This is a genomic window from Streptomyces sp. URMC 127 (assembly GCF_051386535.1).
Classification (GTDB): Bacteria; Actinomycetota; Actinomycetes; order Streptomycetales; family Streptomycetaceae; genus Streptomyces.
Map to the genome: position 1 here is coordinate 1 of NZ_JBPQTW010000229.1, position 10576 is coordinate 10576.

Genomic DNA, 10576 nt, shown 5'->3' on the forward strand with positions numbered 1-10576 from the left:
GCCGCGCGGGCCGCGCGGCGGGGCGGGCCGGGTGCCGCTCCGCCGGGGGTCGCTCCGCCGGGGCCGCTCCACCCGGGGGCCCGCCCCTTTCCCTTTTCCCTCACCTGACGGAGTGAGAAAACCCCGCTTCACCTGCCGTCCGGATTTCCTGAAAATTGTGCACGGACGTGCCATGAACTCCCGCGTACGGAGGTTTACAGATGGAAGGAAAAGTCGCTCTCGTCACCGGGGCGGCAGGCGGAATAGGGGAATCGGTCGTCCGGACGCTCGCCGAAAGGGGTGTCACCGTCGCAGCGGTCGACAAGGACGAGGCCCGGTTGCGGGCCTGCGTCGAGAAATTCACCGCGGACGGTCTGGCCGTCGCGGCGTTTCCCGGTGACGTCACCTCCAGCCCGGAGGTGGAGTCCTTCGTCGACGCGGTCGAGCGGGGGCTCGGGCCGCTGGACTACCTGGTCAACGCGGCCGGCGTGCTACGGCTCTCCGAAGCGCGCCGACTGACCGACGAGGACTGGAAGTTCACCTTCGCCGTCAACACCAGCGGCGTCTTCTTCGTCTCCCGCGCGGTCGTCAACCGCATGGTGCCGCGGGGCAGCGGGGCCGTGGTGACGGTCGCCTCCAACGCGGCCGGGACGGCGCGGGTGGAGATGGCGGCCTATTCGGCGTCGAAGGCGGCCGCCACGATGTTCACCAAGTGTCTCGGGCTGGAGGTGGCCAAATACGGGATCCGGTGCAATCTGGTGGCGCCGGGTTCCACGGAGACGCCGATGCTGAGTGATATGTGGAAGGACGAGGCCGCGGCGCGGAAGGCGTCGATCGAGGGGGTCGCGAGTTCGTTCCGGGTCGGAATTCCGCTGCGGAAGCTGGCCCGGCCGGAGAATGTCGCCCAGGCGGTGGTGTTCCTCCTCTCGGACGCGGCGTCCCACATCACGATGCACGATCTGACGGTGGACGGGGGTGCGGCGCTGGGTGTCTGACAGTACGTCGGCGTACTCCGAGCGCCGTCGCGGGGCCGTACGGGCCGCGACGGCGCTCGCTGCGGTGGCCCTGCGGGGCCGCGCCAACCATTGCCGCGCAACACACCACCCGCCGCGACGGCGCGCCACCACCACGGAGCAGACCGGCGGTGCCGTACGAGGCCCAGGCCGGAACGGCACCGCCGCACGCCGCCGTCGTGGCTGATCACCGCCGCGGCGGAACGAGGGGGCGGGCGCCCCGCCGACCGTTGCCGCGCGACACACCACCCGCCGCGACGGCGCGCCACCACCACGGCGCGGACCGGCGGTGCCGTACGGCCCCCAGGCCGGAACGGCACCGCCGGACGCCACCGTTGTGGCTGATCGCCACCGCGGCGGAACGAGGGGCGGGCGCCCCGCCAACCGTCGCCGCGCGACCCACCACCCGCCGCGACGGCGCGCCACCACCACGGCGCAGACCGGCGGTGCCATACGGCCCCCAGGCCGGAACGGCACCGCCGGACGCCGCCGTCGTGGCTGATCGCCGCCGCGGCGGGGTGAAGGGGTGGGGCCGCCCCCCTTCTCAGCCCGCTGAGTGGTGGTGGGCGGGGCGCGTGCCCCGGGGCGCGGGCACAGCCCGGGCTCGTCGGCGGCGTAGCGTCAGTGCCGAGGCCAGCGCCGTCGCCGTGAAGGCGGCTGCTGCCAGGAGGAGGGCGAAGGCGTAGCCGGAGGTCACCGCGCCGGCCGTCCGGGAACCGCTCGTGTGGGCCGTGGCCAGGGAGACGAGGATGGCGAGGCCGACGGTCGGGCCGACCTCCATCGCCGTGTTGACGACGCCGCCGGCGAGCCCCGCCCGCGAGTCCTCGACGTCCTCCAGCGCGACGACCGTGGACCCGGAGAACACACAGGCGATCCCGACCGGGAAGACGATCAGGCCGGCCAGCAGGGCCCCCGCGTACGGGCCGGCCGCGCCCAGCTGCCCGATCAGCACCAGCCCGGCGGCCGCGACGACCAGCCCGCCCACCATGACCGCCCGCCCGCCGAACCGCCCGATCAGCCGCCCGGCCAGCATCCCGGTCACGACCTGGGCCGCACTGAACGGCAGGAACGCCGCCGACGTGAGCAGCGGCGACGCGTCGCGCACCTCCTGGAAGTACAGGGACAGCAGGAAGAAGATCGTGGACATCCCGGCGGAGCCGATGAAGACGGCCCACAACGCCGTGGCCCGGGGCCGCCGGGCCAGGAACCCCAGCGGCACCAGCGGGTCCGTCACCTTCAGCTCCACCACCACGAACGCGGCCAGCAGGAGCACCCCGGCCACGATCGGCCCCCACACGACGCCCGCGCCCCAGGGCCGCTCGCCCGCCTGCACGAGCCCGTAGCTCATGACGGTCAGCCCGGCGGTGACCAGCACCGCGCCGGGCACGTCGAGCTTCACCCGCACCGGGCCGGGCCCGGCCGGCAGGACGCGCCGCGCCGCGGCCACGGCGGCGAGCGAGACCGCCACCGGCACGACGAACGCCCACCGCCACGACACCCACGTCGAGACGGTGCCGGACAGCAGCATGCCCGCCGTCGCCCCGAACCCGGCCAGCCCGCCCCACACGGCGAGCGCCCGCGCGTGCCGCGTGTCGTCGGGGTAGAGGGAGCGGACGAGGGACATCGCGGCGGGCGCCGCCAGCGCGGCCCCGACGCCCTGCACGAAGCGGCCCCCGAGCAGGAAGGCGTAACCCGGCCCGAGCCCCGCCGCGGCCGACGCGAGGCCGAAGACCGCCGCCCCGGCCACCAGCGCCCGGCGCCGGCCGAGCAGGTCCGCCAGCCGCCCGCCCAGCATGAGCAGGCCGCTGAACGACAGCCCGTACGCCGCGCTGACGAGCGTCAGTTGCGCGCCGGACAGACCCAGGTCGCGCTGGATGGCCGGCAGCGCCGGCGACAGCATCGTGATGGCCAGGATCAAAACGACCTGCACGGCGCCCAGCAGGGCGAATCCGCGTCCGGTGCGGGCGGGGGCCGCCGTCACGGCCGCCGCGCCTCCCGAAGCCGGTGCGAAACCGGATGACGATGACATGGAATGCCTGCTTTCGTGAGTTTCCTCAAACGCCTCAAACGCCTCGGCGCCTCGCGCGCCTCGCGCGCCTCAAGCCCGCCCCGGCAGCCGCACCGACTGCGCGTGCCGGAACACGTCCCCCGGGTCCCACCGCGCCTTCGCCGCCTGCAGCCTGCGGTAGTTCCCCTTGAAATACAGCTCGTGCCACGGCACCCCGGACCCGTTCCACCGCGCCTCGTTCAGGTCCGCGTCCGCGTAGTTGACGAAGCAGCCGTCCGTCACGTCCCCCGGCCTCGGCACGCCCCCGGACGCCGCGTAGACGTCCTGGTAGAACTCGCGGATCCACGCCAGGTGCCGGGCGTCCTCGGCCGCGTCCCGCCAGAAGGTCACGTAGTGCAGCTTCATGACGGAGTCCCGCTGCGGCACGGCCGTCTCCGCAGCGCCCACCGCGTTCACGCGCCCCCCGTACGCGCTGATCATCACCAGCGACGCCGGCCCGGAGAAGTCGTCCCGGGTCAGGTGCCGGTGGAAGGCCTTGAGCTGGTCCTCGGGAAAGCCCGTCCGCATGTACGCGGACTTGGCCTTGAACCGCAGCGTGGTGTCGGGCGCGGTGAACCCCGGCCAGCAGGTGGTGGCGTGCAGCCAGGGAATGGTCCGCCGGTCGTCCACCCGGTGGGCGATCCCCGCGCCCCGCCCGACGTCGGCCAGGAAGGCGTCCAGCAGCCCGGCCGCGCCCGGCACCGACGCGTCGATCTGCGTCGTCATGGAGAACGACCCGGCCGACCGGTGCGCCGGCTTCAGCTGGCTGAACAGACTCGCGTACGGGGACCCGGGCGCGGCGTTCCGCTCGCACCAGCGCCCGTAGTTCCGCAGGATCGTGCAGAACGCCGCTTCCGTCATGCCCTCCCACGGCCACGAGACCGTGGAGACGAGCAGTTCGGAGGGCGGCCGCGGCAGCAGGCCCGCCGGATCGGTCCCGCCCGCGCCCGGCGAGCGCATCCAGTACCGCGTCACGACCCCGAGCGACCCGCCGCCTGCGCCCGTGTGCGCCCACAGCAGCTCGCGCAGCGGGTCGTCCTCCTCCCGCGTGGCGAACACCTTCCTGGCGGCGCCGTCCGCGCCGACGACGACGGCCTCGACCCCGTACAGGTGGTCCACGACGAGCCCGTGCAGCCGGGACAGCGCGCCGTAGCCGCCGCCCACGATGTGCCCGCCCGCACCCACCGTGGGGCACGTGCCGCCGGGCACGGTGACGCCCCAGCCCTTGTACAGGGCGCGGTAGACGTCTCCCAGCCGGGCACCGGGCTCGACGAAGAAGGCGCGCCGGCCCGCGTCGTAGCCGACCCGGTCCAGGAAGCTCGTGTCGATGACCACCCGTACGTCGTCGGAGGTCACGAAGTCCTCGTAGCAGTGGCCTCCGCTGCGCACGGCCGGTTTGCGGCCGGAGTCGACGGCTTCCTGGACGGCCGCGAGCACCTGGCCGGCCGATCCGGTGAGGTGTACGGCGTCGGGGGTGCCGGTCCAGCGGCGGTTGGCGCCCCGGGCGAGGTCGGCGTAGCGCCGGTCGGAGGGACGGACGGTGAGCGGGCCGCCGAAGACGCCCGTGCCGGTGTCCGCACTCACGCCCCCACCACCATCGGTCGCTGCGGCCCGCGCCGGGCCCGCCGGGCCCGCCGGCCCCGCCAGGACCGCCCCGGCGCCGGCGGCCGCCGCTCCCGCGACGACCTGCCGCCGCGCGTACCGCCGGGCGGTCCCGCGCTCACTCATCTCCGGGCCCGAGTCCCTGCAGCGCGTGCTGCCGCAGCACCGCCGTCATGGCGTCGAGGGTCTCGGTGAAGTCCGCGTCCAGCTCGTGGAGGTACGCGTTCTCGCGGAGCACGGCCGACGAGGGCGCCTCGGTCAGGGTGATGCTGAGGGTGAGCGTGAGGTTGCCGTCCTCGTCCTCGCCCATCTGGTTGGTGATCACGGCGATGTCGGAGGAGTCGGCGTGCCGGAAGGTGATGCGGCCGGCCGCCGCGTCCGGCGTGACGCGCTGGACGAGCAGCCGCGAGCCGCGCCGGGCCTCGCGCAGGAACCCGTCCTCGTAGCGCTCCAGGATCCGGCACTCGCTGATCGCCGGCACGTAACCGACGGGGTTCTCCGCCTTGTGCAGCAGGACCTTCCACAGTCGTTCGCGCGGGGTGCACGACGCCTCGGCGGCATCATCGACCTTGCGGGTCCACGAAAGCGTAATCATGCGTTCTCCAGCGGGCAGCGGCGGAAATTGCCGTGGGGACCGGAAACCGGACGGCAATCGAAGTCTTCGCCGCATTCCCGGGGCCGGTCGAAGCCCTTCGGTCTACTTCGTCAGGTGGGAGCACCTGACGAAGTCAAAACGCATATGCGGCCGGGCGGCGCGGATTCCCCCGATGCTGAGGGCAGTTGACTCGACCGCGGTGCCGCGACGGAAACAGGGGAGACGCGATGTCCAAGCGATTCGCAGGCAAGGTTGTCCTGGTCACCGGGGGCGGAGAGGGCATCGGCCGCGCCGCCGCCTTCGCCTTCGCTCGCGAGGGGGCCGAGGTCGTGGTCGCCGGCCGGCACCCGGACATGCTGCACGACACCGTTGAGGAGATCAAAGCGCTGGGCGGCAGGGCCAGTTGCGGCATTGCCGACGTGACCCGGCAGGGCGACGCCGGCGACGCCGGCGGGGCGTGCGACGCCGAGGCCATCGTGGCCGCCGTCGTCGAGCGGCACGGCCGCATCGACGTCGCTTTCAACAACGTCACCGAACTCGGCCCCAACCAGCCCGTCGCGGAGATCTGCGAGAGCGTGTGGGGCGAGACCCTGGCCGCGAATCTGACCGGGGTCTGGCTTTCCATGAAGCACGAGATCGCCCACATGGAGCGCAACGGCGGCGGCGTCATCGTGAACACCGCCAGCAACATCGGCAGCCAGGGAATGCTGCCGGGCCTGGGCGCGTACGCCGCGTCGAAGGCGGCGGTGAGCACGCTCACCCAGACGGCCGCGCGCGAATACATCGGCAAGGGCATCCGGATCAACGCCATCAGCCCCTGCCCGCTGGGCCGCGGCGCGAAGGTCGAGGAGATCGCCGACACCGTGCTGTGGCTGGCCTCCGACGAGGCGTCCTACGTCGTCGGCCACGACCTGGTCCTGGACCGCAAGACCGCGGTCTGACCGCGCGCAACCACCCCCCTCTCCGGCCTTTGCCCACCCCCTCTTCCCCTTTTCCCGCGCGAGAGGACTGCGAGAGACGCCATGGCCAACATCCTCATCGCCGGGGGCGGAATCGGGGGCCTCGCGGCCGCCCTCTCCGTCGCCCGGCAGGGTCACCGGTCGACCGTGCTGGAGCGCAGCGACGTCTTCGGCGAGGTCGGGGCCGGCATCCAGCTCGGCCCGAACGCCTTCCACGCCCTCGACAGCCTCGGCGTGGGTGCCGCGGTCCGCAAACGCGCCGTGCTGATCGACGAACTGCGGTTCATGGACGGCACGACCGGCGAGCGCATCGCCTGCATGCCCCTGACCGGCACTTACCGGGAGCGCTTCGGCAACCCGTACGCCGTCGTGCACCGCGGCGACCTCTACCAGGCACTGCTCGACGCCTGCCGCGCCCACCCCGCCGTCACCCTCCTCGGCGGCCATTACGTGGTGCGCTACGAACAGGCCGATGAAAAGTCCGGGGGCGCGGGCGGCGTCACCGCCGTCACGTGCACCGGCCGCGCCTTCCACGGCGACGTGCTGATCGGCGCGGACGGGATCCGCTCGGCCGTCCGCCGCCAGCTCGTCGGCGACGGCGACCCTCGCGTGTCGGGGCACACGATCTACCGCTCGGTGATCCCCATGGACCAGGTGCCGGAGGAGCTGCGCTGGAACAGCGTCACGCTGTGGGCCGGCCCCAAGTGGCACTTCGTGCACTATCCGATCGCGGGCGGCAAGTGCCTGAACCTGGCGGCGACCCGCGACGACGCCGCTTCCGAGACGATGACCGGGGTGTCGGTGCCCGCCGAGGAGGTGGTCGCCGAGTTCCCGGAGCTGGGGCACGCCGCGCGGCGGCTCCTCGAACTCGGCAAGGGCTGGCGGGCGTGGGTGCTGTGCGACCGCGACCCGGTGGCGGGCTGGACGGACGGCCGGGTGACGCTGCTGGGCGACGCCGCGCACCCCATGCTGCAGTACGCGGCGCAGGGCGCATGCATGGCGCTGGAGGACGCGGTGCTGCTCGGCGAGCTGCTGCGGGGCGCGGAGCCGGGCGAGCCCGCGCTGGAGCGGCGGCTGGAGAAGTACAACGCGGCGCGCAGCGAACGGACGGCGCGGACGCAGCTGGTGGCGCGCGAGATGGGCAAGCAGCTGTACCACCCGGCGGGGGAGGCGGCCCGTGCGCGCAACCGCATGCTGTGCTCGCTGACGGCGGACGAGCTGTACGACAAGGTGGCCTGGCTGCACGCGGGGGTGCGCTGAGGACGCGGACGCGCCTTCACGGGCACGGAACGGGTGCGGAAACGAGTACGGAACGGGCACGGAACGGGTACGGAAACGCGCGGACGCCCCCGGGGAAACCGGGGGCGTCCGTGTGCGCGGGCTGCCGTCAGTGGCCGTGTCCGTGCCCGTGGTGCCAGTCGTCGTGACCGTCGTGATCGTGGTGACCGCCGTGGTGGTCGTCGCCGCGGTGGTGGCCGTAGCCGCCGTGGTGGTGGCCGTGGCCGCCCTCGCTCTTGTTGCCCGAGCCGTTCCCCGAGAGGATCGGGATCTCGTCCAGGATGTGCGACAGCGGGTCGTCCCCGTCGCTGATCGTCGAGTTCTCCGTGCAGGACTGCTGCTGCTGCGAGGAGAGGATCGGGATGTCCTGGAGACCGATGTTCAGCAGGCCGAGCAGGGACTGGGCGCCGAGCTTGCCGATGGCGATGCACGGCTTGTTCAGCGAACCGTTGATCAGGCCCATCTGCGGGCTCATGTAGCCGCCCGTCCAGGTGTTTCCGTACATCTGGGCCGCACCGTTGGCGTTCGCAACGTCCTGGCCGTCACCGACGGCCATTGCCGGGGTCGCCGACACGCCGACCGCGGAAGCCACGAGTGCGGTGGTGGCCACTACTTTCTTGATCACGCTTGGTTCCTCGTTCCGGCTCGACGATTACGGGATCTCTGAGCTCTCTGCCTAACTCGGGAAAATCCGCGAGGTTATCTGCGGATACGGCCCTTCACTCAATCGGCCCAGGAGCGGCCACGGAAATGATCGGAACGGGGAAAACCCCCTGCCGCGGGGCCCGCACACCCGCCGCAGGGGGAATTCCGTCCGACTACCGCGCCGCTCAGTGGCCGCCGTAGCCGCCGTGGTGCTCGAAGCCGCCGTGGTGCTGGTGGTGGCCGTGGCCGCCCTCGCTCTTGTTGCCCGAGCCGTTGCCCGAGATGATCGGGATCTCGTCGAGGATGTGCGACAGCGGGTCGTCCCCGTCGCTGATCGTCGAGTTGTCGGTGCAGAACTGCTGCTGCTGCGAGGTGAGGATCGGGATGTCCTGGACGCCGATGTTGATGAGCGCCAACACGGACTGGACACCGATCTTGCCGATGCCGATGCACGGCTTGTTCAGCGTGCCCTGGATCAGGCTCATCTGCGGGCTTTCCTTGCCACCGGTGTGCGTGTTGCCGTAACCGGTCTTCGCGGCGTTGCCGTTCGCGACGTCCTGGTCGTTTCCGATGGCCATCGCCGGGCCGGCCATGGTGCCGACCGCGGACGCCGTCAGGGCTGCCGTGGCAATTACCTTGTTGAGCACGTCCTAAGCCTTTCGATCGTGTAGCGCCCCCACTGGGAAAGCGTTCTGAATAACTCCGGCCCCATACGGAGGTTCCGGGCTTTCACTCATTAGAGCCAGTGGGAACGCGGCAGGTAGGACTGGCCGACAAATGTAAATAGGGAGGGCTGTGGTACGGATATCAATACGTACGTCCCTGGTGGCGGGCGGCGCCGGCGGTCAGGGAGCGGCCGGGGCCGTCCGGCCGGCCGCCCGCGCCATCGCCTCGTAGAGGGCGTGCTCCGTCTGCACGCCCAGCAGGACGGGCCCGCCGGCGATCCGGAAGACGGGTGCGCCGGGCACGCCGTGGTGGCGCAGCCGGTGCAGCTCGCCCCGGAGTTCCTCCGCCGCGGGCGAGGTCCGCGCCAGCGCTCCGGGGCCGTACGGCGCGAGGTCCACCCCGCACTCCTCCGCCACGTCCCGCAGCACCTCTTCGGCGGCGATGTGCTCGCCCTCGCCGAAGTGCGCGCGGAACAGCCGCTCGACCACGGCCTCGGCGCGGCCCTGTTCGGCGGCGCGGGCGATCAGCAGGTGGGCGCGGAAGGTGCCGGTGGCGACGGCCAGGTCGTAGCGGAGCTCCAGCCCGTCGCGGGCGGCCTGCCAGGTGAACAGCTCGGTCTGCTGCGCGGCGTACGGGCCGAGCGCCCGCTCCAGGAGGGGCATCAGGGGCTGCGGGCTGTCCGAGGCGGCCGGGGCGATCTCGTACGGGCGGAAGGTGATGCCGACGGCGGTGCCGTGGGCGCGGAGCCGGTTCGCTGCGCGCACGAGGCGGGTGTAGCCGATGTAGGAGTGGACGCAGACGACGTCCAGCACCATGTCCGCCTTCACCATCCGGATCCCCCTTACGCACCCACCGCATTACTTGCCGGTCGGTTGGCTAGCTCGGACGGAAGGTAGGACACGGCCCCGGGGGCGTCAAGCTGCTATGTCAAGGAATGCGTGGCGATGCACGCCTCACGGGGTGACGGTTTTCCGGCGGTGCGGCGGCCCATGTCGGCGTGCTCTATGGCCACTTGGCCACCACGCGACCATTCTGACCACGACAATGTATGCATTGCGTGTCGGTGGTGTCGCGGTCGGCCGCCGCGGGGTCCGCGGGGGGTCTTTTCTGCGGCATGATCTCCACTCTCCCTGGCATGTGCGGCGGCGGCCCGGCACGTCCACTTGCTTGCAGGCGCGGCCAGTTGGGACGGACGGCAACTCCTTTCGGGACCGCCTGTCAGCTGACCGGGCGTCAAGTAGGTTGCCTAGGGGGCGACAGGTTCACGACAACGGCAGGAGAGACCATGGGCAGCACCCCTCAGGCGCGCAGGAGCGACACCCGGGAGCGCATCCAGAAAACGGCCCTGGACCTCTTCGTCTCACGTGGTTACGAGAAGACGTCGCTACGGGAGATCGCCGAGGAGCTCGGCGTCACGAAGGCGGCGCTGTACTACCACTTCAAGACGAAGGAGGACATCCTCGGCGCGCTCTCGCGCGACCTGGGGCGGCCGGTCGACGAACTCATCGCCTGGGCGGAGGAACAACCGCCCACGATGGAGACGAAGCGGGAGCTGTTGCGGCGGTACAGCGCCGCGCTCGCCTCGGCCATGCCGATCTACCACATCCTGCAGGAGAACCAGGCGACGCTGCGGGACCTGGCGGTCGGCCGGGAGCTGAGCGACCGGGTGACCGCGATCTCGCGGCTCATGCACGCGGGTGAGCTGGACTTCGGCTGCCGGATGCGGGTCGCAAGCGCGGTGCTCACGGTGCACTTCGGGGCGTTCACGCCGTGCGGGGTCGCCCCGGCGGGC

At 72.0% G+C, this 10576-nt stretch carries 9 protein-coding genes and 1 pseudogene; 4 read left to right on the plus strand and 6 right to left on the minus strand.

What is annotated here, in order from left to right:
- Nucleotides 1–200 precede the first annotated feature (200 nt).
- Nucleotides 201–974 carry a 2,3-dihydro-2,3-dihydroxybenzoate dehydrogenase gene (locus ACSNOH_RS29715; protein ID WP_436724538.1) on the plus strand — a complete coding sequence of 258 codons (774 nt, stop codon included), beginning with the start codon at nt 201–203 and terminating at the stop codon, nt 972–974.
- Nucleotides 975–1536: 562 nt separating this feature from the next.
- Here ACSNOH_RS29715 and ACSNOH_RS29720 read toward each other — a convergent pair.
- The 3 genes from ACSNOH_RS29720 to ACSNOH_RS29730 all read right to left on the minus strand — a co-directional run bounded on the left by ACSNOH_RS29720 (nt 1537) and on the right by ACSNOH_RS29730 (nt 5236).
- Entirely contained in the window at nt 1537–2973 is a 1437-nt protein-coding gene (locus ACSNOH_RS29720) for an MFS transporter (RefSeq protein WP_436724539.1), read from the minus strand.
- 117 nt (nt 2974–3090) lie between these two features.
- The gene (locus ACSNOH_RS29725) at nt 3091–4767 is read right to left on the minus strand and encodes an FAD-binding oxidoreductase (RefSeq protein ID WP_436724540.1); all 1677 of its coding nucleotides are present in this window, start codon (nt 4765–4767) and stop codon (nt 3091–3093) included.
- The gene (locus tag ACSNOH_RS29730) at nt 4760–5236 is read right to left on the minus strand and encodes an AtaL-like protein (protein WP_436724541.1); all 477 of its coding nucleotides are present in this window, start codon (nt 5234–5236) and stop codon (nt 4760–4762) included. Before ACSNOH_RS29730 ends, ACSNOH_RS29725 begins: the two co-directional genes overlap by 8 nt.
- A gap of 227 nt (nt 5237–5463) precedes the next feature.
- Here ACSNOH_RS29730 and ACSNOH_RS29735 point away from each other — a divergent pair, with 227 nt between their 5' ends.
- On the plus strand, nt 5464–6177 hold the full coding sequence (locus tag ACSNOH_RS29735; RefSeq protein ID WP_436724542.1) for an SDR family NAD(P)-dependent oxidoreductase: 714 nt from the start codon (nt 5464–5466) through the stop codon (nt 6175–6177).
- Between the two features lie 81 nt (nt 6178–6258).
- Complete coding sequence (locus ACSNOH_RS29740; protein WP_436724543.1) at nt 6259–7455, plus strand: 3-hydroxybenzoate 6-monooxygenase; 1197 nt, start codon at nt 6259–6261, stop codon at nt 7453–7455.
- A gap of 256 nt (nt 7456–7711) precedes the next feature.
- Here the strand turns inward: ACSNOH_RS29740 and ACSNOH_RS29745 are convergent.
- The 3 genes and pseudogenes from ACSNOH_RS29745 to ACSNOH_RS29755 all read right to left on the minus strand — a co-directional run.
- Nucleotides 7712–8098 (minus strand): annotated as a pseudogene (locus tag ACSNOH_RS29745) (rodlin); the annotation flags it as partial.
- A 205-nt stretch (nt 8099–8303) separates the two neighbouring features.
- Nucleotides 8304–8765, minus strand: coding sequence for a rodlin (locus ACSNOH_RS29750; protein ID WP_436724544.1), 462 nt, complete (start codon nt 8763–8765; stop codon nt 8304–8306).
- Between the two features lie 198 nt (nt 8766–8963).
- Nucleotides 8964–9614: a DsbA family oxidoreductase gene (locus ACSNOH_RS29755; RefSeq protein WP_436724545.1), complete on the minus strand. Its 651-nt coding sequence runs from the start codon at nt 9612–9614 to the stop codon at nt 8964–8966.
- A 455-nt stretch (nt 9615–10069) separates the two neighbouring features.
- On the opposite strand from ACSNOH_RS29755, the gene ACSNOH_RS29760 reads away from it, so the two are divergent.
- The coding region (locus ACSNOH_RS29760) for a TetR/AcrR family transcriptional regulator (RefSeq protein ID WP_436724546.1) at nt 10070–10576 on the plus strand (507 nt) is incomplete at its 3' end.

What these genes read in the sequence shown, in the direction of transcription:
- ACSNOH_RS29715 (WP_436724538.1), top strand. Translation starts at nt 201, where the DNA reads ATGGAAGGAAAAGTCGCTCTCGTCACCGGGGCGGCAGGCGGAATAGGG.
- ACSNOH_RS29725 (WP_436724540.1), bottom strand. Translation starts at nt 4,767, where the DNA reads ATGAGTGAGCGCGGGACCGCCCGGCGGTACGCGCGGCGGCAGGTCGTC.
- ACSNOH_RS29730 (WP_436724541.1), bottom strand. Translation starts at nt 5,236, where the DNA reads ATGATTACGCTTTCGTGGACCCGCAAGGTCGATGATGCCGCCGAGGCG.
- ACSNOH_RS29735 (WP_436724542.1), top strand. Translation starts at nt 5,464, where the DNA reads ATGTCCAAGCGATTCGCAGGCAAGGTTGTCCTGGTCACCGGGGGCGGA.
- ACSNOH_RS29740 (WP_436724543.1), top strand. Translation starts at nt 6,259, where the DNA reads ATGGCCAACATCCTCATCGCCGGGGGCGGAATCGGGGGCCTCGCGGCC.
- ACSNOH_RS29755 (WP_436724545.1), bottom strand. Translation starts at nt 9,614, where the DNA reads ATGGTGAAGGCGGACATGGTGCTGGACGTCGTCTGCGTCCACTCCTAC.